The 23,027-nt window shown below is 60.0% G+C and carries 23 protein-coding genes and 4 tRNA genes; 12 read left to right on the top strand and 15 right to left on the bottom strand.

Features of this window, described 5'->3' with window-relative positions; translation table 11 throughout:
• The first annotated feature begins 274 nt into the window (after positions 1-274).
• A complete protein-coding gene (locus QRN50_RS06240) occupies positions 275-586 on the top strand; it encodes an Mpo1-like protein (protein ID WP_003393857.1) in 312 nt (103 codons plus the stop codon).
• 183 nt (positions 587-769) lie between these two features.
• Here QRN50_RS06240 and QRN50_RS06235 read toward each other — a convergent pair whose 3' ends face one another.
• The 4 genes from QRN50_RS06235 to QRN50_RS06220 all read right to left on the bottom strand — a co-directional run bounded on the left by QRN50_RS06235 (position 770) and on the right by QRN50_RS06220 (position 3,726).
• Positions 770-1,591: a UDP-2,3-diacylglucosamine diphosphatase gene (locus tag QRN50_RS06235; RefSeq protein WP_003342638.1), complete on the bottom strand. Its 822-nt coding sequence runs from the start codon at positions 1,589-1,591 to the stop codon at positions 770-772.
• 93 nt (positions 1,592-1,684) lie between these two features.
• On the bottom strand, positions 1,685-1,987 hold the full coding sequence (locus tag QRN50_RS06230) for an Rdx family protein (protein WP_011268529.1): 303 nt from the start codon (positions 1,985-1,987) through the stop codon (positions 1,685-1,687).
• Between the two features lie 52 nt (positions 1,988-2,039).
• Positions 2,040-2,864 carry an ABC transporter ATP-binding protein gene (locus QRN50_RS06225; RefSeq protein WP_058822038.1) on the bottom strand — a complete coding sequence of 275 codons (825 nt, stop codon included), beginning with the start codon at positions 2,862-2,864 and terminating at the stop codon, positions 2,040-2,042.
• 4 nt (positions 2,865-2,868) lie between these two features.
• On the bottom strand, positions 2,869-3,726 hold the full coding sequence (locus tag QRN50_RS06220) for an ABC transporter permease (RefSeq protein ID WP_032653344.1): 858 nt from the start codon (positions 3,724-3,726) through the stop codon (positions 2,869-2,871).
• Between the two features lie 257 nt (positions 3,727-3,983).
• Between QRN50_RS06220 and QRN50_RS06215 the strand changes: the two genes are divergently transcribed.
• On the top strand, positions 3,984-5,072 hold the full coding sequence (locus tag QRN50_RS06215) for an LLM class flavin-dependent oxidoreductase (RefSeq protein WP_011268532.1): 1,089 nt from the start codon (positions 3,984-3,986) through the stop codon (positions 5,070-5,072).
• A 65-nt stretch (positions 5,073-5,137) separates the two neighbouring features.
• Here QRN50_RS06215 and QRN50_RS06210 read toward each other — a convergent pair whose 3' ends face one another.
• Positions 5,138-6,043: a LysR family transcriptional regulator gene (locus QRN50_RS06210; protein WP_024640581.1), complete on the bottom strand. Its 906-nt coding sequence runs from the start codon at positions 6,041-6,043 to the stop codon at positions 5,138-5,140.
• 207 nt (positions 6,044-6,250) lie between these two features.
• On the opposite strand from QRN50_RS06210, the gene QRN50_RS06205 reads away from it, so the two are divergent.
• From QRN50_RS06205 to QRN50_RS06190, 4 genes are all read left to right on the top strand, one after another.
• On the top strand, positions 6,251-6,856 hold the full coding sequence (locus tag QRN50_RS06205) for a cysteine dioxygenase family protein (protein ID WP_057458292.1): 606 nt from the start codon (positions 6,251-6,253) through the stop codon (positions 6,854-6,856).
• On the top strand, positions 6,853-8,436 hold the full coding sequence (locus QRN50_RS06200) for a rhodanese-related sulfurtransferase (RefSeq protein WP_096127422.1): 1,584 nt from the start codon (positions 6,853-6,855) through the stop codon (positions 8,434-8,436). Before QRN50_RS06205 ends, QRN50_RS06200 begins: the two co-directional genes overlap by 4 nt.
• A 224-nt stretch (positions 8,437-8,660) precedes the next feature.
• Positions 8,661-9,650: an ABC transporter substrate-binding protein gene (locus QRN50_RS06195; protein ID WP_003404164.1), complete on the top strand. Its 990-nt coding sequence runs from the start codon at positions 8,661-8,663 to the stop codon at positions 9,648-9,650.
• Positions 9,651-9,682: 32 nt separating this feature from the next.
• Positions 9,683-10,861, top strand: a complete 1,179-nt coding sequence (locus QRN50_RS06190; RefSeq protein WP_096127423.1) for an acyl-CoA dehydrogenase family protein — start codon at positions 9,683-9,685, stop codon at positions 10,859-10,861.
• Positions 10,862-10,876: 15 nt separating this feature from the next.
• Here QRN50_RS06190 and QRN50_RS06185 read toward each other — a convergent pair whose 3' ends face one another.
• Positions 10,877-11,785, bottom strand: a complete 909-nt coding sequence (locus QRN50_RS06185) for a LysR family transcriptional regulator (RefSeq protein ID WP_024640577.1) — start codon at positions 11,783-11,785, stop codon at positions 10,877-10,879.
• 184 nt (positions 11,786-11,969) lie between these two features.
• On the opposite strand from QRN50_RS06185, the gene QRN50_RS06180 reads away from it, so the two are divergent.
• Both QRN50_RS06180 and QRN50_RS06175 read left to right on the top strand, forming a co-directional pair.
• Entirely contained in the window at positions 11,970-12,692 is a 723-nt protein-coding gene (locus tag QRN50_RS06180) for a pirin family protein (RefSeq protein ID WP_003404168.1), read from the top strand.
• 147 nt (positions 12,693-12,839) lie between these two features.
• The gene (locus QRN50_RS06175; protein WP_003404169.1) at positions 12,840-13,265 is read left to right on the top strand and encodes a cupin domain-containing protein; all 426 of its coding nucleotides are present in this window, start codon (positions 12,840-12,842) and stop codon (positions 13,263-13,265) included.
• Between the two features lie 72 nt (positions 13,266-13,337).
• On the opposite strand, the gene QRN50_RS06170 is transcribed toward QRN50_RS06175, so the two are convergent.
• From QRN50_RS06170 to QRN50_RS06155, 4 genes are all read right to left on the bottom strand, one after another.
• Positions 13,338-13,413: transfer RNA gene (locus QRN50_RS06170), tRNA-Gly, on the bottom strand.
• Positions 13,414-13,417: 4 nt separating this feature from the next.
• Positions 13,418-13,493 (bottom strand) — tRNA-Glu (locus QRN50_RS06165).
• 100 nt (positions 13,494-13,593) lie between these two features.
• Positions 13,594-13,669 (bottom strand) — tRNA-Gly (locus tag QRN50_RS06160).
• A gap of 2 nt (positions 13,670-13,671) precedes the next feature.
• Positions 13,672-13,747, bottom strand: a tRNA-Glu gene (locus QRN50_RS06155).
• 304 nt (positions 13,748-14,051) lie between these two features.
• Between QRN50_RS06155 and QRN50_RS06150 the strand changes: the two genes are divergently transcribed.
• Entirely contained in the window at positions 14,052-14,810 is a 759-nt protein-coding gene (locus QRN50_RS06150) for a hypothetical protein (RefSeq protein WP_011268541.1), read from the top strand.
• A gap of 54 nt (positions 14,811-14,864) precedes the next feature.
• On the opposite strand, the gene msrC is transcribed toward QRN50_RS06150, so the two are convergent.
• The gene (gene msrC, locus QRN50_RS06145; protein ID WP_016568678.1) at positions 14,865-15,347 is read right to left on the bottom strand and encodes a free L-methionine (R)-S-oxide reductase MsrC; all 483 of its coding nucleotides are present in this window, start codon (positions 15,345-15,347) and stop codon (positions 14,865-14,867) included.
• A complete protein-coding gene (locus QRN50_RS06140) occupies positions 15,344-16,234 on the bottom strand; it encodes an ATP-binding protein (protein ID WP_011268543.1) in 891 nt (296 codons plus the stop codon). Before QRN50_RS06140 ends, msrC begins: the two co-directional genes overlap by 4 nt.
• An 85-nt stretch (positions 16,235-16,319) precedes the next feature.
• Here QRN50_RS06140 and QRN50_RS06135 point away from each other — a divergent pair, with 85 nt between their 5' ends.
• On the top strand, positions 16,320-18,671 hold the full coding sequence (locus QRN50_RS06135) for a hybrid sensor histidine kinase/response regulator (RefSeq protein WP_024652857.1): 2,352 nt from the start codon (positions 16,320-16,322) through the stop codon (positions 18,669-18,671).
• A gap of 4 nt (positions 18,672-18,675) precedes the next feature.
• On the opposite strand, the gene QRN50_RS06130 is transcribed toward QRN50_RS06135, so the two are convergent.
• Together QRN50_RS06130 and msrB are read right to left on the bottom strand one after the other, a co-directional pair.
• Positions 18,676-19,161 carry a glutathione peroxidase gene (locus tag QRN50_RS06130; RefSeq protein ID WP_003418059.1) on the bottom strand — a complete coding sequence of 162 codons (486 nt, stop codon included), beginning with the start codon at positions 19,159-19,161 and terminating at the stop codon, positions 18,676-18,678.
• A gap of 57 nt (positions 19,162-19,218) precedes the next feature.
• Positions 19,219-19,614 carry a peptide-methionine (R)-S-oxide reductase MsrB gene (gene msrB / locus QRN50_RS06125; RefSeq protein WP_096127237.1) on the bottom strand — a complete coding sequence of 132 codons (396 nt, stop codon included), beginning with the start codon at positions 19,612-19,614 and terminating at the stop codon, positions 19,219-19,221.
• 188 nt (positions 19,615-19,802) lie between these two features.
• Here msrB and QRN50_RS06120 point away from each other — a divergent pair, with 188 nt between their 5' ends.
• Both QRN50_RS06120 and htpX read left to right on the top strand, forming a co-directional pair.
• Positions 19,803-21,014: a pyridoxal phosphate-dependent aminotransferase gene (locus QRN50_RS06120; RefSeq protein WP_003314686.1), complete on the top strand. Its 1,212-nt coding sequence runs from the start codon at positions 19,803-19,805 to the stop codon at positions 21,012-21,014.
• A gap of 265 nt (positions 21,015-21,279) precedes the next feature.
• On the top strand, positions 21,280-22,167 hold the full coding sequence (gene htpX / locus QRN50_RS06115) for a protease HtpX (RefSeq protein WP_003369784.1): 888 nt from the start codon (positions 21,280-21,282) through the stop codon (positions 22,165-22,167).
• A 146-nt stretch (positions 22,168-22,313) separates the two neighbouring features.
• Here the strand turns inward: htpX and QRN50_RS06110 are convergent, their stop codons facing one another.
• Entirely contained in the window at positions 22,314-22,976 is a 663-nt protein-coding gene (locus QRN50_RS06110; RefSeq protein WP_024660906.1) for a thiopurine S-methyltransferase, read from the bottom strand.
• Positions 22,977-23,027 lie beyond the last annotated feature (51 nt).

Here is a 23,027-nt window from a genome sequence, read left to right as displayed (position 1 = left end):
GATCAGCGCCAGGACTCAGCCGTCACTAACGTCGCACTCTGCGTCGTCAGTGCCATCGCGGTTGAAAAGCGCTTTTGCGGCAGTGGCTGCGGGCAAGGCATTAGATTGTTTTGCTATCGTTCCAACGCTGCGCGTGGGCACGATAGTCGTAAGCATGAGCGCGAAGAACTGGCACGATAGTCGTAAACATGAGCACGACTCGAATACTCCACATCGGCACGACAGTCGGCTAAATTTGTGTATAACAACAAGAGCCCACACGAGGACAGGCACCGTGGATACCATCAGGCGTTTTTCGAGCTTTGCCGAGTTCTATCCGTTTTATCTTGCCGAGCACAGCAGCGCTACCAGCCGACGCTTGCATTTTGTCGGTACGTCTCTGGTGATTTTCCTGTTGGCGTTTGGTGTGGGCAGCGGCCGCTGGGGGTTGTTATGGTTATTGCCGGTCGCGGGTTACGGCTTCGCGTGGGCCGGGCATTTCTTTTTTGAGAAGAATCGTCCGGCCACGTTCAAGCATCCGTTTTACAGCCTGCTGGGCGACTTCGTGATGTACCGCGACATGCTCTTGGGCAAGGTGCCTTTCTAGGCTCTGTACGAAAAGTGGCTGCGCTCGGTGATGCTTCGTTAAAAACAGGCTCGGATGCGAGTCCAATCGGAATGCTCATTTACAACACGTAGAGTCGAGCGCGACCCCGGCCGTTCCTCGCCTGTTTTTGCCTTGCCTGACCTTCGCTCGCCGACTTTTCGTACAGAGCCTAGGCCGGTTGCTTCAGGCAAGCGTTTCGCTGGCGGGTTCTTCGACCGCAACCTGTTGCGCCTTCAAATGCGCATCCGCCAGGCGGAACAGTTCGATGTTGCCGTCCAGGTGTTCGATCAGGGCGGTACAGGATTCGACCCAGTCGCCGCAGTTGAGGTATTCCACGCCGCCCACCTGGCGAATTTCCGCATGGTGTATGTGCCCGCAGACCACCCCGTCCAGCCCGCGCTTCACGCATTCGTGGGCGATGGCTTCCTCGAAATCGCTGATGAAGTTCACTGCACTCTTGACCTTGTGCTTGAGGTACGCCGACAGCGACCAGTAGCCATAGCCGTATTTGGCGCGCCAGTGGTTGAGCCAGCGGTTGAGGGTCAGGGTGAATTCATAGGCCGAGTCGCCCAGAAAGGCCAGCCAGCGGTGGTAGCGGGTGATCACGTCGAACTGGTCGCCGTGAATGACCAGAAAGCGACGTCCATCGGCCGTGACGTGCTCGACTTCGTCGACCAGCTGGATGTTGCCCAGCACCAGCTTGGAGTAACGGCGCAGGAATTCATCGTGATTGCCGGTGACATAAATGACTTCGGTGCCGCGCTTGCTCATGGTCAGCAAGCGGCGAATCACGTTGGTGTGTGCTTGTGGCCAGTACATGCCGCCGCGCAGTTTCCAGCCATCGATGATGTCGCCGACCAGGTACACCTTGTCAGCCTGATAGCGCTTGAGAAAAGCGGAAAGGTGCTCGGCCTGGCAATCACGTGTACCCAGATGAACGTCGGAAATCCACAAGGTGCGCACGCGCTGTTTGCGGCTGGGTGTGGCGAGCTGAGCACTGGTCATGTAACGACCTCCGGCAGGGTTTCCAGAAGAGTGGAGCATGCCGGTTAACCGAATGTGACACGTGCGTGGCGATGTCGTGACAGCGGCCCTGTATTACTGAGGGCTTGCCGGAGTATGACGGTCGTTATGGCCCAGATCGCGGGCCGGGTCGATCTGGTCCCGCAGCCGTTGCTTGAGCACTTTGGCTTCGGGAAAGCCGCCGTCGGCCTTGCGCTCCCAGAGTTGTACGCCGTCGCAGGTAATGCGGAACACGCCGCCGGTGCCTGGCTGCAGCGAGACTTTACCCAGATCGTCACTGAAGGTGCTCAGCAGTTCCTGGGCCAGCCAGGCAGCGCGCAACAGCCACTGGCATTGAATGCAATAGGTGATGATGACTTCAGGCTTTTCGGCAGGCATGGGCGTCCCTCTTCGGAAATTCAGACGACCATGATACGCAGCGTGCGCCGAATCAACGAGCGTTGGCGAAGCGGCGCAATGCGCTGAGGGTCACGTCCTGTTCTGGCGCTTGCGGTGCGCTATCGACAGCCGCGTGCACCTTGACGCCCAGCAAGCCCAGCAAGCGGCTGCGAATCAGCTGAAACCCGGCCTGCCCGCTGTCGCGCTGGCGCGGCAGGTCGACGCGGATGTCGTCGGCAATCCTGCCGTCGGCCAGCACGATGACCCGGTCAGCGAGCAGGATCGCCTCATCGACATCGTGTGTCACCAGCAGCACCGCCGGGGTGTGTTTGCGCCACAGGTCGATGATCAGTTGATGCAGGCGAATGCGCGTCAACGCATCGAGTGCGGCAAAAGGCTCGTCGAGCAGCAACAGTTTTGGCTCACGGACCAGCCCCCGCGCCAGTGCCACACGCTGCGCTTCGCCGCCGGACAAGGTGGCCGGAAAGGCATTCAGCCGATGCGCCAGGCCAACCTCGGTCAACGCCGCTTCGGCCCGAGCCTTGGCATCGTTGATACGCAAGCCGAGAACCACGTTCTTCCAGGCGCTTTTCCACGGCATCAGGCGCGGTTCCTGAAACACCGCCGCACGTGCCACCGGCACACGCAGTTCGCCGCTGTCGATCTCGTCCAGCCCGGCCAGGGTGTGCAGCAAGGTGGTCTTGCCGGAGCCACTGGCGCCGAGCAAGGCGACAAATTCACCAGAAGCAATGTCCAGATTCAGCCCGTCGATGACCCGTTGCCGGCCAAACTGACGCACCACGTTGCGCAGTTGTACAGGCGCCTGCCCCGCCTCGGGAGACACGGATGGAGTGTTGCGCAGATCAGGAGTCGCCATGTGTTCAATGCCTCACGAAGGTCGGTCGCCAGGCCAGCGCATAGCGCTCCAGCGTGCGAATGATGGCGTCGATCACCAGGCCAAGGACGCTGTAGATCAACAGGCAGATAACGATCACATCAGTGCGCATGAAGTCCCGCGCATCACTGGCCAGATAACCGATGCCAGCGGTGGTGTTGATTTGCTCGACAAAGACCAGGGCCAGCCACGAAATACCCAGTGAATAGCGCAGCCCGACAAAAAACGCAGGCAGCGAGCCGGGCAGGATGACGTGCCAGATCAGCTCGCGGCGGCTCAAGCCGAGCGTATTGGCAGCCTCGATCAGTTTCGGGTCGATATTGCGGATACCGGAAAACAGGTTCAGGTACACCGGAAAGGTGGTGCCCATGACGATCAGCGCCACTTTGGTGAACTCGCCAATGCCGAACCAGAGGATGAACAGTGGCACCAATGCCAGCGAGGGAATGGTGCGCAACATCTGCATGGGCGAGTCGAGAACGATTTCGCCGCGCCGGGAAAGCCCGGTCACCAGCGCAGCGACCACGCCGATGCTGACACCAATGCTCAAGCCTAACAGCGCCCGTTGCAACGAAACCCACAAGTGGTGGGCCAGTTCGCCCGAGACGATCATCGACCAGAGCGTACCGCCGATCTGCGACGGCGCGGCAATCACGCGGACGGGCAGCAGGCCGGTTTGTGAGGCCAGTTCCCAGAGCAGCAACAGCACCAGAGGGCTGAGCAGACGCAAGACAACGCCCGGCACTTGCCAGCGTGGGCGACCCGATTGCGAGACGCGCCCCTGTTCGGGTTTGTTCACCACCAGAAAACCGGGTTCTGCGGGGTTGAGCGTTGTGTCAGACATGGGTACATCCTTCCTGGACAAACCGGGCAGGACGCACCCGATGCATTATGAAGGCCATGTTATGAGCATAAGAACGCTGCGTGAAATTCGATTTAGACCTAAGCTAATAGTTAAAATATTTGATCACCGCAAATACATATAATGCATATTTTTTATAATTAACTTAGACCGAAATCGAATTTCACAGCGTCTGCCCCTTGCCTTTATGGTGCCTCTCGACAAGGTCGAACGGACCTCAACCATTGACAGGAGTTTTCATGAGCATCGAATTCATTGGCTATATCGCCACGCAACCCGGTTCTGAAATTCACCCGCGCAGCGGCGCGACCATCCAGCCCGACTACGTGAAGACCGTCGCCAAGGCTCATGAAGATGCCGGTTTTGATCGTGCACTGATCGCCTACCACTCCAACAGCCCGGACAGCACGCTGGTCGCAGCGCATGCCGCCAGCGTCACCACCAAGCTGAAGTTTCTGGTCGCCCATCGCCCTGGCTTCATCGCCCCTACTGTAGCGGCACGCCAGTTCGCGACGCTGGACGTGTTCAATGGCGGGCGCACCGCCGTGCATATCATCACCGGTGGTGACGACAAGGAACTGCGCGCCGACGGCAGCCACATCGGCAAGGACGAACGCTACGCACGCAGCGACGAGTACCTCAGCGTAGTGCGTCAGGAATGGACCAGCGACAAGCCGTTCGATCATAACGGCACCTACTACCAGCTCGAGGGTGCGCATTCACTGGTCAAATCCCCTCAGCAGCCACATATCCCTCTGTACTTCGGCGGCTCCTCGGCAGCGGCGATTGCGGTGGCCGGCAAGCACGCCGATGTTTATGCGTTGTGGGGCGAGACATACGAACAGGTGCGTGACGTGGTGAAGCAGGTTCGCGCCGAAGCCGCCAGACATGGGCGGACCATTCGTTTCAGCCTGTCACTGCGCCCGATTCTGGCCGAGACCGAGGAACAGGCCTGGGCACGTGCCGACAGTATTCTGGAAAAGGCCAAGGCCCTGGCAGACCGCAACGGCTTCGTACGTCGCGAACCACCGAATGAAGGATCACGCCGCCTGCTCGCCGCCGCTGCACAAGGATCGCGCCTGGACAAGCGCCTGTGGACCGGCATCGCCGGCCTGCTCGGCGCACAGGGCAATTCGACCTCGCTGGTCGGCACCCCGGAACAGGTCGCCGAAGCGCTGCTGGATTACTACGATCTGGGGATTACTACCTTCCTGATTCGCGGCTTCGATCCACTGGAAGATGCCATCGACTACGGCAAGAAGCTGATCCCGCTGACCCGCGCATTGGTGGCGCAGCGTGAACAGCAGGCTCGCGAACAGGTCGCCTGATTCAACTCATACCCTGCGGGCCGGTCTGACGCCCAACGCCAGACCGCCTGCCCGCGATGCAGCGTTCAGGCGGCGGCCGAGACCGGCTTGAGCGACCGGGCCACCAGTGCGCCAAAGGCTTCGACCGGCGCTTGCAGGTTACCCAGGAAGCGCGGGTAGAACAGCCACAAGTCCATCACCGGTTTGAAGTCCTTGAGCGGCAACGCCACCAACTGCTCGCGGTGCGCGCTGCGTTCCAGCAGCGGACGGGGCACCAGGCCAAGCCCCATGCCGTCGGCCACCAGCCCGAGTTGCAGCTCGGTGCCGAAAGTTTCCAGATTGACCTTCATGCTCAAGCCCTGATCGGTCAGCGTGCGCTGCAAGCCTGCACGAAAACCGCAGCCGTCCGGATTAAGCACCCAGCCCTGCTCATAACAGTCCGCCAGCTTGCCGGGCTTTTTCGGAGCCAGCCCCCTGGCGCAGACCACCACCAGCTCCATCTTGCCAATCGACTGACCGATGATGTTGTCCGGAAATATCTTGCCCGCCGGAAACAGCGCAGCCGCCGCATCCAGCTCGCCGTTTTCGATCTTGCCGATCAGATGACTGCCCCAACCGGTGCTGACCTGGGCGCGCAGATCCGGAAATCCCCCACGCAATTGCTTGAGCGCATCGAGCAGCACCACGTCACCGATGGTTTGCGGCACGCCCAGACGCAACAGACCGCTGGGCGGCGTGTCACTGGCCACCAGCTCGCGCAACGAATCCATCTCGCGCAGGATCGCCAGGCACTTCTGGTACACCTGAAGCCCCATCGGAGTCGGCTTGAGCGGCTTGGTATTGCGGTCGAACAGCTCGACTCCGAGGGCTTGCTCGAAATTCTGCACCCGCCGCGTGATGGCTGGCTGGGTCAGATCCAGCGATTCAGCGGCGTGGCTGATCGACTGGCAGCGGATGACTGCAACGAACGCATCGATATCATCAATTTTCATTCGGACCGCACATAAAAAAGAGATTAAACATAGGCAAAAAGCATAGTACCAGCCGGCGCTCATGGATAGCCCGAGCGTAGATTTCGCGGATTACGACAAACAAGTAAAAGACGTTTTCGTTATAACCTAATCATTAAAAAATAGCATATTAAATATCAGTATTATGCTTATATCGAACCATTCCCCGACTTTGATCTGGAAATGGACATGACTCAGAACCGACACCCGGAGCGACTCGGGGCATTTATCGATGCCATCACCGAACTGCTTGGCAGCGAGCCGCACGAAGGCGATCTGTTGCGCCGCGGCGGCAAGCTGCTGGCGCAGCTGGTCAGCCACGATGACTGGCTGGCAGAAGAATTCACCGTGCCCGACGCCAGCCGCTATCAGCAATTTCTGCTGCATGCCGATCCGCAGCAGCGCTTTTCGGTAGTCAGTTTCGTCTGGGGACCGGGGCAGCGCACGCCGATTCACGACCACCGCGTCTGGGGGCTGATCGGCATGCTGCGCGGCGCGGAAGACGCCCAGGGCTACCGTCGCAACGCGCAAGGGCGCCTGGAAACCAGCGGCCCGGCGATTCGCCTGCAACCCGGGCAGGTCGAGGCGCTGTCACCGCACAGCAACGATGTCCATCAGGTCAGCAACGCCTTCAGCGATCAGGTGTCGATCAGCATCCACGTTTACGGCGCCGATATCGGCACTGTGAAGCGTGCGGTCTATGACCTCGACGGCAGCGAAAAACTGTTCATCTCCGGCTATTCGAACGCCGCCACTGCCCATCAGGATCAGCCAACAGGGAGCCCGACCCCATGACCACAACTGCCACCCGATCATTCGCCGACATTCGCCAGACCTTGCTGGACCGTCAGGAGCTGGCCCTGGTAGACGTCCGCGAAGAGGCACCCTTTGCCCAGGCTCATCCGCTGTTTGCCGTGAACATCCCGTTGTCGAAGCTGGAGCTGGAGGTTTTCTCCCGCATCCCGCGACGCGACACGGCCGTGACGCTGTACGACGATGGCGAAGGCTTGGCCCAGATCGCCCTGCAACGCCTGCAGACACTGGGCTACAGCGACGTGAAACTGCTCGACGGCGGCCTGCAGGGCTGGCGCGCGGCTGGCGGCGAGCTGTTCATCGACGTGAATGTGCCGAGCAAGGCGTTTGGCGAGCTGGTGGAGCATCACCGCGCCACCCCGTCGCTGGCCGCAGAAGAGGTCAAGCGCCTGCTCGACAGCAATGCCGACGTGGTGGTGCTCGATGCCCGGCGCTATGACGAATACCAGACCATGAGCATTCCCGGCGGCATCAGCGTGCCGGGTGCCGAACTGGTGCTGCGGGCACGTGAGCTGGCACCGGACCCCACTACTCGAATCATCGTCAATTGTGCCGGTCGCACGCGAAGCATCATCGGCACCCAGTCGCTGGTCAACGCGGGTCTGCCCAACCCGATCAACGCACTGCGCAACGGCACCATTGGCTGGCTGCTGGCCGGCCAGACGCTGGACCATGGCCAGAACCGGCGTTTTGCGGCAGTCAGTGAAGAGACCCGCGAAACCGCCAGTGCCGATGCCCGCAAGGTGGCCGATCGCGCCAGCGTCAAACGTGCCAGCCGTGCCGATCTGCAACGCTGGCAAGCCGAGGCTTCACGCACCACTTACCTGTTCGATGTACGCACCCCGGAAGAGTTTGCCAAAGGCCACCTGCCCGGCGCGCGCTCTACACCGGGCGGGCAACTGGTGCAGGAAACCGATCATTTCGCCAGCGTACGCGGTGCGCGAATCGCTCTGCTGGACGACGACGGCGTACGCGCCAACATGTCGGCCTCCTGGCTGGCACAGTTGGGCTGGGACGTGGCGGTGATCGATGACCTGGATGCGGCCGACTTCAGCGAACAGGGCGACTGGGACGCGCCCTTCCCGACACCGCCGCAGGTGGAGGCGATCAGCGTCGAGACTCTCACCCAGTGGCAGACACAGGTAAAGGTGGCGGTGCTGGATTTCACTGCCAGCGCCAACTATGTCAAACAGCATATTCCCGGCGCCTGGTGGACCTTGCGTGCCGACCTGAAACAGGCGCTGCACAAGCTGCCGGCTGCTGACCGCTATGTCTTGACCTGCGGCAGCAGCCGTCTGGCGCGCTTCGCCGTGGCCGACCTCGAAGCGTTGACCGACAAGCCGGTGTTCCTGCTCGAAGGCGGCACCGCCAGCTGGATCAAGGCAGGTCTGCCGCTGGAGCACGGCGAAAGCCGACTGGCCTCGCCACGCATCGATCGATATCGCCGCCCCTATGAAGGCACCGATGCTCCGCGTGAAGCCATGCAAGCCTACCTGGACTGGGAGTTCGGGCTGGTCGAGCAGTTGGGACGTGACGGGACACATGGGTTTTACGTGATTTGATGCCGTTGAGTACACCGCGCAGCGCATTGGCACAAGCGCCAAGTGGGAGCGAGCTTGCTCGCGAAGAGGGCGCTACATTCAGTGCATTTTCTGCGTCTGGAACAGGGTCTTCGCGAGCAAGCTCGCTCCCACAAGGCTGCGTCCGACTCTGAAGGTGAGGCGTATTGGCACAAGCGTCAAAGGCTCATCAGGACTATTCATCACCCTATTGGAGACACACTTAAATGCTGCCTTTTTTCAAATCCCCCCTGCCCTTCAAAAGCCTGTTGCTGGGCGCGCTGTTGAGCGTCATGGCAGGTCAGCAGGTTCTGGCCGCTGAGCTGGCACCGTTGCTGGTGGCCAACCAGAAGTCACTGCTCAAAGTGCTGTTGCAGGTCTCCGGCGAACTCAAGGGTGTGCCGTACGAAATCAAGTTCTCCGAGTTCCCTTCGGCCGCGCCTTTGGGTGAAGCGCTGAATGCCGAGGCAGTGGATATCGGTGCGCTGGGTGATGCACCTTATGTGTTTGCCCTCGGCGCAGGTGCACCGTTGAAAGTGGTCAGCATCACCCACGCCCAAGGCCGATTCACCACCGCCGTGCTGGTGGCGAAAGATTCGCCGATCCAGACCGTGGCCGACCTCAAAGGCAAGCGCATCGTCACCGGGCGTGGCTCCATCGGCCACTATCTGGCGATTCGCGCGCTGCACCAGGCGGGGCTCAAGACCAGCGATGTGACCTTCATCTACCTGTTGCCCAGCGAATCACGGCTGGTGCTGGCCAATGGCGACGCCGATGCCTGGGCAACCTGGGACCCCTACACCACGATCTCCATCAGCCAGAACGATGCGCGCGTATTGGTCAGTGGTAACGAACTGCTGAGCAACCACCTGTACCTCGCCGCAACCAGCAAGGCCATTGACAGCAAACGCGTGCAACTGGAGGACTTCGTGGCCAGGGTCGAGCGCGCCTTCGACTGGACCAACAATCATCCAGAGGAGTATGCCGCTGCGCAGGCCAAAGTCACCGGCCTGCCAGTAGACGTGCATCTGGCCGTGGCGAAGGCCACAAAGATGCAGCGTACGCCGATTGATGACCCGATTATTCAGGGCCTGCAAGAAACCGCCAACACCTACCTGGCGGAAGGCATCGTCAGCAAGCCCATCGACGTCTCGACCGGCTTCGATAAAAGCTTCAACACATCGCGTGCCCGGATTGCCCAGGCCAACGCTCACTAACCCTCGGATATCCGCTGCGAAAAGGACCCCGCATGAAACTTTCACCGCTTCGTCAGCACCGTGAGCTGTCCGAATCAGCAGCAGATTTCGCCACCCGGCTGGAAGGGATTACCGCAACGCTGGCCGAAACCGCAGAGCACTACGATGCCAGCGGAGCATTCCCCCACGCCAACTTTGCCTTGCTGCACAGCCATGGCCTGCTGGGCTTTACCGTGCCCGCCGAACTGGGCGGCGGCGGTGCCGATCTGGCGCGAGCGCAACAGGTCGTCAGCGCAGTGGCCAGGGGCGAACCGTCGACAGCGCTGATTCTGGTGATGCAGTACCTGCAGCATTCGCGCCGGCAAGAGAACAGCCAATGGCCGACTGATCTGCGCATTCGCGTGGCCGAAGAGGCGGTTCGCGACGGCGCGCTGATCAACGCCCTGCGCGTGGAGCCGGACCTGGGCACACCCGCACGCGGCGGCCTGCCGGGCACCATCGCCTGCCGTACCGCCGAGGGCTGGCGGATCAGCGGCAGCAAAATCTACTCCACCGGCAGCCATGGCCTGACCTGGTTTGCCGTGTGGGCGCGCAGCGATGACGATGACCCGCTGGTGGGCAGCTGGCTGGTTCACAAGGACACGCCGGGCATCACCATCATTGAGGACTGGGACCATCTGGGCATGCGCGCCACCAGCAGCCACGAAGTCAGATTCGACAACGTGATGGTGCCGCTCGATCACGCGGTCAGCGTCAGCCCGTGGAGCGCCCCGCAATCCGAACTGGATGGATCGGGCCTGCTGTGGATGGCGGTGCTGCTGTCGTCGGTCTACGACGGTATCGCCCATTCCGCCCGCGACTGGCTGGTGCAGTGGCTGGAACAGCGCAAACCGTCCAATCTCGGGGCGGCACTTTCGACGCTGCCGCGTTTTCAGGAAACCGTCGGGCATATCGACACACTGCTGTTCGCCAACCAGAACCTGCTGCAATCCGCAGCACAGGGACACACGTCCGCCGAACATGCCGCGCAGATCAAATTTCTGGTGACCGGCAATGCCATACGCGCCGTGGAGCTGGCCGTCGAAGCCTCGGGCAACCCGGGCCTGTCGCGCAGCAACCCGCTGCAGCGTCATTACCGCAATGTACTGTGCGGTCGGGTGCATACGCCGCAGAACGATGCGGTGCTCATCGGTGTGGGCAAAGCGGCTTTTGCCAGGCGCAATAAAGGGTAACCTGGGGCGCACCGATCAACCCTGCTGGCCATCCAGTTCGATACTCGAATCCAGACGCTCGCGCAGAAACTCGATGAACATCTGTACCAGTCGCGAAGCCTGACGGTGTTGCGGGTACACCGCTGACAGCGTCAGTGGCTCGGGCCGCCTGTCGTCCAGCACGCGCACCAGACTGCCAGCGCGCAGGGCTGCACCGACGATGAACGTCGGCAGATAAGTGATCCCCAGCCCGGCAACGGCTGCATCTCTGAGCAACTCGCCGTTATTGACCCGCATTCGCCCACTGACGTTCAGGCTCGACGCTTTGCCCGCGCCTTGAAAACGCCATTGCACCTGGCGGCTGTGACCATACGGCAGGCAGTCGTGCTGGTGCAGGTCTTCAGGCTCTAGCGGCGTGCCGCGCTCGGCGAGGTAGCCCGGGCTGGCGCAGTAGACCCGGTCAATTGCAGCGATGCGACGTGCGATCAGGCTGGAGTCTTCCAGCACGCCGATGCGCAGCACCAGATCGTAGCCCTCGCTGATCACGTCCACCGGTCGGTCGCTCAAGTCGACCTCCACCGCTACATCACGGTAGCGCTGTAAAAACTGTGGCAACAGGCAGCCCAGGTGGGCGACGGCAAACGTCAAGGGGGCGCTCAGGCGCAATGTGCCCCGCGGTTCGCTGCTCTGCCCGGTGATGCCCTGCTCGACCTGTTCGACTTCGGCCAGCAAGCGCAAGGCCGATTCGTAATAGCTTTGGCCCAGAGGTGTAGCATCCAGACGCCGCGTCGAGCGGTTGAGCAAACGCACGCCAAGCCGCTCCTCCAGTTGCATCAGGCGGCGACTGACAAACTGCTTGGACAGCCCGAGCTTGTCGGACGCGGCCGTGAAGCTGCCGGATTCCATCACCTGGCAAAAGATACGCATGTCTTCAAAAGGGTTCATCGGCATGGCCTGAGTGAGCTGGACAGCATTCAACAGAGCCTAATCCTTCACTGAGCACTGTCAACCAGAACGAGACGGTGATTCGTGTTTCAGCTACTTATTGCATCGAAAGATAACCAGTAATCTTGATCTCACTTGATCGATTGCTGAATGTGCAGCGTCGATATCCGATGGAGAAAGAATCATGCTGACTCTTCGCAAAGCTTCCGATCGCGGCGCGGCTGATCATGGCTGGCTGAAATCCTTTCATACCTTTTCCTTCGCCAGCTATCGTAATGCGCAGGAACAGGGCTTTTCCGATCTGCTGGTCATCAATGACGACCGTGTGACTGCAGGTAAAGGCTTTGGCCAGCATCCGCACCGCGACATGGAAATTTTTTCCTATGTGCTGGAAGGTGCGCTGGAACATAAGGACACGCTGGGCACCGGCTCGGTGATACGCCCTGGCGACGTGCAGTTGATGAGTGCCGGTAGCGGCGTGGCGCACAGCGAGTTCAACCACTCGCCGACCGAAGGCGTGCATTTTCTGCAGATATGGATCGTGCCGAATGTCGCCGGTGCCACGCCCAACTATCAGCAGGAACACTTCAGCCCTGAACAGAAACGCGGCCGTCTGCAACTTATCATCGCCCCTGAAGGCGAGAATGGCGCACTGAAAGTTCGTCAGGACGCCCGTGTGTACGCAGGTCTGTTCGATGGTGATGAAACCGCCGCGCTTGAGCTGGCTGCCAATCGCTATGCCTACGTGCATGTCGCCCGTGGCAGCGTGGTGCTCAATGGCGAGCGACTTGGCGAAGGTGACGGGGTGCGCGTGCGTAACGAGCGGCTGATCAGCCTGAGCGAAGGGGTTGATGCGGAAGTGCTGGTGTTTGATATGCGGCCTAATGAATTGCCGCAGATGCCTTGATGCATCGATTGATATCAGGAAAACCTAGCGTTTCTTTCACTTGATTGGTGCTGCGAGGTAACCCACGCTCCCGCCCTCCACCAGTCGCTCGCGGCACTGACCGGGCCGCCTTGGGCTAGCCGATCAGACATCAAGTGAGGAAAAACCATGCCCCATGATCAACACTATGATTGTGTTCTTCTGAAGCCCGCCCGCACCTTTCAAGGTAAGCAGGGCCTGGATTATCAAGTCGGTATTTCAGCCCAAAGTGCGGGCGCACGTCACATTCATATGCAGTTGCTGACGATCCCGCCCGGAGGTAAAGGCAAGGCACACAAACATCAGGAGCATGAAACAGCTATTTACGCACTGAGTGGAGCTACCGGCTGCTGGTATGGCGAGTCGCTGGAAAAACATGCAGTCGTGGAAGAAGGCGACTTCTTTTACATCCCGGCGGGCATGCCGCATGTGCCTTATAACCGCAGCAGCGAGAATGCAGCCACAGCTTTGATTGCGCGTACCGATCCAAATGAGCAGGAAAGCGTGACCTTGCTGCCGGAACTAGACGAGGTATTGGCTTCCAGGCAGAGCTGAGCATGACTGTCGGGATACGTTCAAAACGCACAAACAAAAACGCCGCTCTGTTGAGCGGCGTTTTTGTGAATTTGGAGCGGGAAACGAGACTCGAACTCGCGACCCCGACCTTGGCAAGGTCGTGCTCTACCAACTGAGCTATTCCCGCAATATGGCGTCCCCTAGGGGACTCGAACCCCTGTTACCGCCGTGAAAGGGCGGTGTCCTAGGCCACTAGACGAAGGGGACACTGCCTGAAACACAATGGTGTGTGTTTCAGTTCCAGACATCATCCGAAGACGTGTTCTGGTTTCACTCAACCCTGCCCAAAGGCAAAGCTGCTTAAAATTGGAGCGGGAAACGAGACTCGAACTCGCGACCCCGACCTTGGCAAGGTCGTGCTCTACCAACTGAGCTATTCCCGCAATGGCGTCCCCTAGGGGACTCGAACCCCTGTTACCGCCGTGAAAGGGCGGTGTCCTAGGCCACTAGACGAAGGGGACACACGTACAACATTCACTACTTATTGGCGCTACGCTGTGTGCTTTACGCTGTAAGTGGCGCGCATTCTATGGATGGATTGAGGGGTCGTCAACCCCCATGTGAAAATTTATTGAAATCAATAACTTCGACGCCGTTCGGACGCTGACCGACTGTCGCCAGGCGCGCGGCTGATCAATCTCCCCTCATCTATATAGAAGAGATGCCGACAAACTCCGAGAGGGACATCTATGCGCAGTAGTGCTTAGCCACTACACTCGCACTAAAACTAATTGAACGAATGAGGTTTGCACAGTGACTCCACTCATGATCACGCTGATGGTAGTAGCAGGTATCGCACTGCTCATCGCGATCGGCTACCTGAATCACGTCGCTGAAAACGGCAAACTGGAGAAGGCTCGCACCAAGGTCGAACTGGGCGATCGCCTGCGTCGCTGCAGCGAGATCACCGAAGTGTTCCCGGGCCAGCTGATGTCCCCCGCCTTGAAGCTGTTGCTCGCGCGGCTGGAGCTGAACGTCGTGCAGCGCATGCTGAACATGGAGAAAGGCAACGCTCAGCTCAAGCACCGTATTGGCGAACTGGAAGAGCAGATTGCCAAGGGCGAAGGCATCGACATACCCAACCCGGTCACACCGATCCAGACCGAAGCCAAGGCCAAGGACGTGCGTTTTCTGCTGGAAGCCCTGCATGGTCAGGTGACGCGTGCTGCACATGACGGCTTTCTGCAGACCAGCGAAGCGAAACACTGGATCCGTGAAATCCGCACGATCCTGGTCAACCTGCACATCGAATTCTTCAACAACCTTGGCCAGACTGCACTTTCTCAGGATCAGCCAGGTCAGGCACGTCTGGCATTCGAGCGCGGCGTACAGTATTTGCGCAACCAGCCGGACCCGGTCACTTATCAACAGCAACTGCTGGCGATGGAAAAACAACTGGCCCGTGCCAACTCGGTAGTGCTGACCAACACCGCGCCGACCGAAGACGACGACAACGCACTGACCGAAGGCCTCAAGCAGGACGACACCGAATCGGAATGGAAGAAGAAAGTCATCTACGATTGATGACTGCCCCGCCGCTGCCGGGCTTGTGCTCCGGGCAGCGGCAGGCCGACCGGCTCAGCAGTCGGTCGATGCCAGAAAGATCGCCGCAAGACGCTCGATCCCTGCCTGATCCTCTTCGTTGAAACGCCCCACACTCGGACTGTCCAGGTCCAGCACACCGATCAGACGTCCCTCCTTGATCAATGGCACCACCAACTCGCTGTTCGATGCGCTGTCGCAGGCAATGTGCCCGGGAAACTCGTGAACGTCCTGCACACGCTGGGTTTGTCGGCTCTGCGCCGCCGCCCCGCAAACGCCCCGGCCGAAAGGAATGCGTACGCAGGCGATCTGCCCTTGAAACGGCCCCAGCACCAGTTCTTCGTTGCGATTGAGGTAAAAGCCCGCCCAGTTCAGATCATCGAGCTGGGTGTAGAGAAACGCCGAAAACTGCGCCGCATTGGCGATGAAATCGCGCTCGTCGGCCAATAGTGCTTCCAGTTGTGCGGCCAGCAAACCATAGCCGTCCAGGCCCGCGCCGGTGTTTTGCAAATCAATCATGTGTGTTGCTCCAACAATTCAAGTCCTACCCAGTAACGTGCAAATTGATAGGCGCAGCGGCCATTGCGATTACCGCGCGCGGTTGCCCAGCGAATCGCGGCTTTTTCCAGGTTTTCGTCGCGCTGCCACTGCAATCCGGCTTTTTGCGCTAATTGCGTGATCCAGTGTTCGACGACGTTCAGATAATGCTCCTGAGTGAACGGATAGAACGACAGCCACAGCCCGAACCGGTCAGACAAGGCGATCTTGTCTTCGACGGCCTCACTGGGGTGCAGTTCGCCGTCAACGTGCTTCCAGTCGACGTTGTCACTTTCCTTCTCGGGCACCAGGTGACGACGATTGGAGGTCGCGTACAGCAGCACGTTGTCTGGCGCCTGCTCCAGCGAGCCGTCGAGTACACTCTTCAGCACGCGATAATCACCCTCGCCCGACTCGAACGACAGGTCATCGCAGAACAGCACGAAACGCTGCGGCAGCTTGTGCAGTTGTTCAACCACACGCGGCAAATCACCCAGATGGTCGCGTTCGATCTCGATCAGGCGCAGACCGGCCGGGGCGTACTCGGCCAGCAGCGCGCGGATCAAGGACGACTTGCCGGTGCCGCGCGAACCCCAGAGCAAGGCATGGTTGGCAGGCAGCCCATCGATGAACTGACGGGTATTGCGCCCCAACTGATCGCGCTGCAGGTCGACGCCGATCAGATCGGTCAGGCGCGTATCGAGGCTCACTTGCAGCGGCATCAGGTAACCGCTGCGGCCCTCTTGCACCCAGCGCGCGGCCAGCGCCTGCGACCAATCGACTGGCTCGCGCAGCGCTGGCAGCAACGGCTCCAGTCGGGCCAGCACGGCGTCGGCGCGCTGCAGAAAAGCATCCAACCGAGAATCCACGGGATCTCCTTATATTTAACTGATTAGTCAGCAGTGCCGATCGGCTATGCTTGGCCGGCACCGGGCACCAGAAGTGGCAGTACTCATGGATATATCGCTCAAAAACAGGCTGTCGTTCAAGCAGGCGCGCCTGGCTGTATCGATCGGCTTCGTGCTGGGGACCCTGCTGAGCCTGTTCCAGATTGCGATCGATTATGCCAGCGAAGACGCTTCCATCAATCGTGAAATCAAGTCACTGCTGGAAATCATCCAGAACCCGGCGTCGCGCATCGCCTATAACATCGACTCGGAGCTGGCTCAGGAACTCACGCTCGGCCTGCTGCGCTCGCCTGCCGTGGTCAGCGCCAGGCTTACCGATAACAACGACGCCGTGCTCTCCAGCGTCGAGCGCCCCATGGCCACCGGGCGTTATCGGGTGTTCAGCGACTGGCTGTTCGGCGAAAGCCGGCAGTTTCAGGAAAAGCTGCACCTCAATCACCTGCCCAATGAAACCATCGGCACACTGTACCTGACCGTGGACACCTTCGCGTTCGGCAGCCACTTTCTGCAGCGCGCCGAAATCACCCTGCTCAACGGCTTTGTGCGCAGCCTGGCGCTGGCCGGGATTCTGACCATTCTGTTTTACGCGACCCTGACCAAGCCGCTGGTGAGGGTAATCCGCGAACTGAGCAGTCGCGATCCGCGCAACCCTGACCAGGGCAAAATAACCTGCCCGCCCTACCATGCCCAGGATGAAATCGGCGTGCTGGTCGAGACGTTCAACCGTCAGTTTGAAACCATGAGCAGCGAGTTTTCCAGGCGACGCGCGGCCGAGGACCGGCTGACCGACCACCTCAATGAACTGGAAAACATCGTCTCGGCGCGCACCAACGAGCTCAAGGCCAGCAACCTGCGCCTGCGCGAATCCAACGAGGAACTGCAGATAGCACGCAGCACGGCGCTGGACATGGCCCATGCGCGCTCGGCGTTTCTGGCGCACATGAGCCACGAGATCCGCACACCGCTCAACGGTCTGCTGGGCATGCTGGCGCTGTCGCTGGACAGTCCGCTGGGTGCCGAACAACGCCAGCAGCTAATGATCGCCCACGACTCAGGCAAGGTGCTGGTCGAGCTGCTCAACGATATTCTCGACATGTCCAAGTTCGATGCCGGTCACCTGGAGATCGAGCGCATTCCTTTCGACCTGGGGATGTTGATCGAGGACACCGCCAATCTGCTGTCGCAGAACGCAGCCCCCAGCGTGGAGCTGACCTGCCTGATCGCGCCGGACTTCCCGGCCATGGTCACCGGCGATCCGACCAGGGTGCGTCAGATCGTCAGCAACCTGCTGTCCAACGCCCTCAAGTTCACCCGTTTCGGGCGCGTGGATGTGCGCCTGACTCATCATCGGGACGCCAGCTCCGGTGAACACCGGGTGCGCATCGAAGTCCGCGACACCGGCATCGGCATTGCGCAGGACGCCCAGACCCGAATCTTCCAGCCGTTCACCCAGGCTGAAACCGCCATCACCCGCCAGTACGGCGGTACGGGACTGGGCCTGGCGCTGACCAACAACCTTTGCGAGGCCATGAATGGCACGTTGAGCATCCAGTCGCAGTCCGGTTTCGGCAGCCAGTTCTGCGCCGAGCTGCCGCTGCCGGTCCACGTGCCTGCGGTCACTCAGACGCCGCTAAAGGGCCGGGTGACCGTGATCAGTTCGGCAGGCAGCGGCCTGGTGGAACTGCTCGGCAGTCTGCTGCCGTTCTGGGGGGTCGATCTCAAGCGACGCAGCATCGATGATCGCGCGCAAGCCGTGGACCTCGACGGCAGTTCCGATCTGGTCATCACCGACTGTCCCGAATGCCTGTTTACGATTCGACCCACCACACCCGTGCCGATCCTGCTGGTGACCGCCTATGGCAACTTCATGCCCGGCGAACAGGTTGCCGCCCTGGCCCCGCTGCAACAGCAGGCCCGGCCACTGGCGCGCAACGCGCTTTACCACACGCTGCGGCGCATACTGGGTCAGGAAGAAACGGGGCTCAAGGACACACAGGCGCTCGAACATACGGCGCCACGTCTGGCGCGGGTGTTATTGGTCGAGGACAATCCGGTCAATCAACTGGTCGCCAAGGGCATCCTCGGCAAACTGGGTTGCGAAGTGATCATCAGCAGCCATGGCGGCGAAGCCCTGGAACAGCTGGAGCAAGGCCATTTCGATCTGGTATTGATGGACTGCAACATGCCGGTCATGGACGGCTATGAAGCCAGCCGCCAGATCCGCAGCAGCGGCCGCTGGCCGAACCTGCCGATCGTTGCCCTTACCGCCAACGCCATGCCCGATGAGCGCGAGCGCTGCAAGGCGGCGGGCATGAATGACTATCTGGCCAAGCCGTTCCGGCGTGCCGAACTGGTCAGCATTCTCGATCAGTGGATACCCATTACCGGCATCGACTGAAGACTCAGCGCAGCAGCGCCTCGATCTCGCCCGTCAGTTCCTCAGGCTTGGTCAATGGCGCAAAACGCTTGACCAGCCGACCGTCCTGGCCAATCAGGAACTTGGTGAAATTCCACTTGATGCGCTCCGTGCCCAACAACCCCGGCGCCTGCTGCTTGAGCTGCACGAACAGCGGATGGGCCTGCTCGCCGTTCACATCGATCTTCTTGAACAACGGGAAGCTGACGCCATAGTTCAGCTCGCAAAAGCCGGAAATCGCCCCCTCGTCGCCTGGCTCCTGCTTGCCGAACTGGTTGCAGGGGAAACCCAGCACCACCAAGCCCTGATCCCTATAGTCCTGCCAGAGCTTTTCCAGGCCCTTGTATTGAGGGGTAAAGCCACACTTGCTGGCGGTGTTAACCACCAGCAGCGCCTTGCCGGAGAAATCGGCGAGGGTTTTCTGTTCGCCCTTGATCGTCGTGACCGGGATGCTCAGCAGGTTTTCACTCATCAAAGGAGGCCTCGATACTGGAATTGGGACAGGGCGTTGGCTGAATCTGCGCAGCGCTTAGGCGCGCGGCACCAGATCCAGGCAGACCGAATTGATGCAATAACGCAGGCCGGTGGGTGGCGGTCCATCCGGGAACACATGCCCCAGGTGCGCATCACATTTGGCGCAAACCACTTCGGTACGAATCATGCCGTGGCTCATATCGCGAACCTCGATCACTGCACTGTTCTCGAGTGGCGCATAGAAGCTGGGCCAGCCGCAGCCTGAATCGAACTTGGTGGTGGAATCGAACAGTGGCTCCTCGCAGCAGATACAGCGATAAATGCCGTCTGTCTTGACCTTGTCGTACTTGCCGGAAAACGGCCGCTCGGTGCCTTTCAGACGGCAGACGTTGTACTGCTCCGGGTCGAGCATCTGCTTCCACTCTTCCAGCGTTTTCTGCAACTTTTCCACAGGTACACCTCCGAATTCGAAAAACCCTGATCTGTACCTTTTCCGCAGATCAGGTGGCACGTATCATTGCGCCAGGTCAGACGTCAGTCTGGCACCCGCGTTTGTCGTACACAAACCCATTTTCATGGCGAATGTAGCGACCTTCATTGCAAGCCGGCGACAGCTCGTCCATTTTCGGGATCATCACCATGCAGTTCAACAAATCGAACAAGCTCGCAAACGTCTGCTATGACATTCGCGGGCCGGTGCTCAAGCACGCCAAACGCCTGGAAGAGGAAGGTCACCGCATCCTCAAGCTGAACATCGGCAACCCGGCGCCGTTTGGTTTCGAGGCGCCGGACGAAATTCTGCAGGACGTGATCCGCAACTTGCCGACTGCGCAGGGCTACAGCGACTCCAAGGGCCTGTTCAGCGCCCGCAAGGCGGTGATGCAGTATTACCAGCAGAAGCAGGTCGAAGGCGTCGGCATCGAAGACATCTACCTGGGCAACGGCGTGTCCGAGCTGATCGTGATGTCGATGCAGGCGTTGCTCAACAATGGCGACGAAGTGCTGGTTCCGGCCCCCGACTACCCGCTGTGGACCGCTGCTGTCGCCTTGTCCGGTGGCAGCCCGGTGCACTACCTGTGCGACGAACAGGCCAACTGGTGGCCTGATCTTGAAGACATCAAGGCCAAGATCACCCCGAACACCAAGGCCATGGTCATCATCAACCCGAACAACCCGACAGGTGCGGTGTATTCGCGCGAAGTACTGCTGGGCATGCTGGAGCTGGCTCGCCAGCATAATCTGGTGGTGTTCTCCGACGAAATCTACGACAAGATCCTCTATGACGACGCGGTACACATCTGCACCGCTTCGCTGGCGCCGGACCTGCTGTGCCTGACCTTCAACGGCCTGTCCAAGTCGTATCGGGTCGCAGGCTTCCGCTCCGGCTGGATCGCCATTTCCGGGCCGAAACACAATGCGCAGAGCTACATCGAAGGCATCGACATTCTGGCCAACATGCGCCTGTGTGCCAACGTACCGAGCCAGCACGCCATCCAGACCGCGCTGGGCGGCTACCAGAGCATCAATGACCTGATTCTTCCCCCCGGCCGTCTGCTGGAACAGCGCAACCGCACCTGGGAGCTGCTCAACGACATTCCCGGTGTCAGCTGCGTGAAGCCGATGGGCGCGCTGTATGCGTTCCCGCGCATTGACCCGAAAGTCTGCCCGATCCTCAACGACGAGAAGTTCGTCCTCGACCTGCTGCTTTCCGAAAAACTGCTGGTGGTTCAGGGTACAGCGTTCAATTGGCCATACCCCGACCACTTCCGCGTCGTGACCCTGCCCCGCGTCGATGAACTGGAGCAGGCCATTGGCCGCATCGGTAACTTCCTCAAGGGTTATCGGCAGTAAACAGCCACAGCGCTCTAGCCCGACCTCTCTGCCCCGACCCGCTCGGGGCAGTTTATTTCTGTGCGCCCGAAACATCATGGACGCCCTGCCCCAAACGCTTCAGGCATCGACCACTCTGGCTCAGGCGCCGTTCAGCCTTGCAGGATTACCATTGATTGCGACAAGAGGACACAGTTTGAAATAGTCCCTCTGTTGAATAGCAGCAAGCATCACCTTATATACCCGGCATCGAGTTACATATTTACCTGAGGAGAACGTTTCGACCATGATGCGCATTTTGCTGTTTTTGGCCACTAACCTTGCGGTCGTGCTGATTGCCAGCATCACCCTGAGCCTTTTTGGCTTCAATGGGTTCATGGCGGCCAACGGGGTTGATCTGAACCTCAATCAGCTGCTGGTTTTCTGCGCTGTGTTCGGTTTCGCGGGCTCGCTGTTCTCGCTGTTCATCTCCAAGTGGATGGCGAAGATGAGCACCGGTACTCAGATCATCAGCCAGCCTCGCACTCGCCATGAGCAATGGTTGCTGCAGACCGTTGAACAATTGTCCCGTGACGCGGGCATCAAGATGCCGGAAGTCGGTATTTTCCCGGCGTACGAAGCCAACGCGTTCGCTACGGGCTGGAACAAGAACGATGCACTGGTTGCGGTCAGCCAGGGCCTGCTCGAGCGTTTTTCGCCGGATGAGGTGAAAGCCGTACTGGCGCACGAGATCGGCCACGTTGCCAACGGCGACATGGTGACGCTGGCGCTGGTGCAGGGTGTGGTGAACACCTTCGTGATGTTCTTCGCCCGCATCATCGGCAACTTCGTCGACAAGGTGATCTTCAAGACTGAAAACGGTCAGGGCATCGCCTACTACATCACGACGATCTTCGCCGAGCTGGTACTGGGCTTTCTGGCCAGCGCCATCGTCATGTGGTTCTCGCGCAAACGCGAATTCCGCGCTGACGATGCCGGTGCACGACTGGCGGGTACGGGTGCAATGATCGGCGCGCTGCAACGCCTGCGTTCCGAACAGGGCGTCCCGGTGAACATGCCCGACAGTCTGACCGCCTTCGGTATCAACGCCGGTCTCAAGAAAGGCCTCGCCGGCCTGTTCATGAGCCACCCGCCGCTGGAGCAACGCATCGAGGCCCTGCGCCGCCGCGGTTGAACCACGAACGCGATAGCCTCAGCCCCGCGCATGGCAATGAGAGGTGTTCTTCCGGACACCTCTCGTTCCTTACGCTCCGCGTGGGAATGCAGTTCGTGACGCAGGGCGTCAAACGGTTCTGCGATTCAGAGAGATTCAGGACCAACTCAGCGCGATTGACGCTCCAACACATAAACATGCTCATCCATACGCTCCAATCCGGCCTTCAACGCCTTGGGACTGCTGTGCAGCGTATCCTGCCCGCCTACCTTCGTTACCTCCCAGTTTCCCGACATGACGCTCTGCAGCCATGTGTGCGGCACGGAGAATGGCGGGCCTTCGAGCAGGGTCTGATCGTATTCCAGGGTGATCAGTAAACCGCTACACGCTTGCGGCATCAGCGCTTCAAGCTGCCGCACATAGCGTTCGCGCATATCCGCTGGCAAGGCGATCATCGCGGCACGGTCGTAAAACGCCGCGCAATGACCGATATCGCGCACAGTCAGCGCGAAGAAATCACCGCACCAGATTTCGATACCGGGCGCTGCGTAGACCTTGAAGTCGCCCTGCGACGTAATCTTCGGCTGCTCACCACGCTCGGTGAAATAGCTTCCCACCGCTGCCTCGGACAGCTCGGCGCCCACCACGTGATACCCCTGCCCCCTCAGCCAGCTCATGTCCTGGCTCTTGCCACATAACGGCACCAGAACCCGCGCCCCTGGTGCAACACTCAACGAGGACCAGTATTGCTGCAGGTCCTGATTGACCTCGGACTGATGAAAGCCGATCTGTCCGGCGCTCCAGCGCTGCAGCCAAAAATCCGTCTTCATGAAAACCTCCTGAAAATTCGATAAAAAAGCGCCAGAACTTATATTAGATTT

It is taken from the genome of Pseudomonas sp. MEJ108 (assembly GCF_030208985.1).
GTDB lineage: Bacteria > Pseudomonadota > Gammaproteobacteria > Pseudomonadales > Pseudomonadaceae > Aquipseudomonas > Aquipseudomonas fragariae.
The sequence above is the reverse complement of the archived record's forward strand: the minus strand, read 5'-3'. Positions and strand labels throughout refer to the sequence as shown.

Bases quoted from the DNA above. Each gene is read 5' to 3' on its own strand.
- QRN50_RS06235 (WP_003342638.1), bottom strand. From the start codon at position 1,591: ATGACCAGTGCTCAGCTCGCCACACCCAGCCGCAAACAGCGCGTGCGC.
- QRN50_RS06230 (WP_011268529.1), bottom strand. From the start codon at position 1,987: ATGCCTGCCGAAAAGCCTGAAGTCATCATCACCTATTGCATTCAATGC.
- QRN50_RS06225 (WP_058822038.1), bottom strand. From the start codon at position 2,864: ATGGCGACTCCTGATCTGCGCAACACTCCATCCGTGTCTCCCGAGGCG.
- QRN50_RS06220 (WP_032653344.1), bottom strand. From the start codon at position 3,726: ATGTCTGACACAACGCTCAACCCCGCAGAACCCGGTTTTCTGGTGGTG.
- QRN50_RS06215 (WP_011268532.1), top strand. From the start codon at position 3,984: ATGAGCATCGAATTCATTGGCTATATCGCCACGCAACCCGGTTCTGAA.
- QRN50_RS06210 (WP_024640581.1), bottom strand. From the start codon at position 6,043: ATGAAAATTGATGATATCGATGCGTTCGTTGCAGTCATCCGCTGCCAG.
- QRN50_RS06205 (WP_057458292.1), top strand. From the start codon at position 6,251: ATGACTCAGAACCGACACCCGGAGCGACTCGGGGCATTTATCGATGCC.
- QRN50_RS06200 (WP_096127422.1), top strand. From the start codon at position 6,853: ATGACCACAACTGCCACCCGATCATTCGCCGACATTCGCCAGACCTTG.
- QRN50_RS06195 (WP_003404164.1), top strand. From the start codon at position 8,661: ATGCTGCCTTTTTTCAAATCCCCCCTGCCCTTCAAAAGCCTGTTGCTG.
- QRN50_RS06190 (WP_096127423.1), top strand. From the start codon at position 9,683: ATGAAACTTTCACCGCTTCGTCAGCACCGTGAGCTGTCCGAATCAGCA.
- QRN50_RS06185 (WP_024640577.1), bottom strand. From the start codon at position 11,785: ATGAACCCTTTTGAAGACATGCGTATCTTTTGCCAGGTGATGGAATCC.
- QRN50_RS06180 (WP_003404168.1), top strand. From the start codon at position 11,970: ATGCTGACTCTTCGCAAAGCTTCCGATCGCGGCGCGGCTGATCATGGC.
- QRN50_RS06175 (WP_003404169.1), top strand. From the start codon at position 12,840: ATGCCCCATGATCAACACTATGATTGTGTTCTTCTGAAGCCCGCCCGC.
- QRN50_RS06150 (WP_011268541.1), top strand. From the start codon at position 14,052: ATGATCACGCTGATGGTAGTAGCAGGTATCGCACTGCTCATCGCGATC.
- msrC (WP_016568678.1), bottom strand. From the start codon at position 15,347: ATGATTGATTTGCAAAACACCGGCGCGGGCCTGGACGGCTATGGTTTG.
- QRN50_RS06135 (WP_024652857.1), top strand. From the start codon at position 16,320: ATGGATATATCGCTCAAAAACAGGCTGTCGTTCAAGCAGGCGCGCCTG.
- QRN50_RS06130 (WP_003418059.1), bottom strand. From the start codon at position 19,161: ATGAGTGAAAACCTGCTGAGCATCCCGGTCACGACGATCAAGGGCGAA.
- QRN50_RS06120 (WP_003314686.1), top strand. From the start codon at position 19,803: ATGCAGTTCAACAAATCGAACAAGCTCGCAAACGTCTGCTATGACATT.
- htpX (WP_003369784.1), top strand. From the start codon at position 21,280: ATGATGCGCATTTTGCTGTTTTTGGCCACTAACCTTGCGGTCGTGCTG.
- QRN50_RS06110 (WP_024660906.1), bottom strand. From the start codon at position 22,976: ATGAAGACGGATTTTTGGCTGCAGCGCTGGAGCGCCGGACAGATCGGC.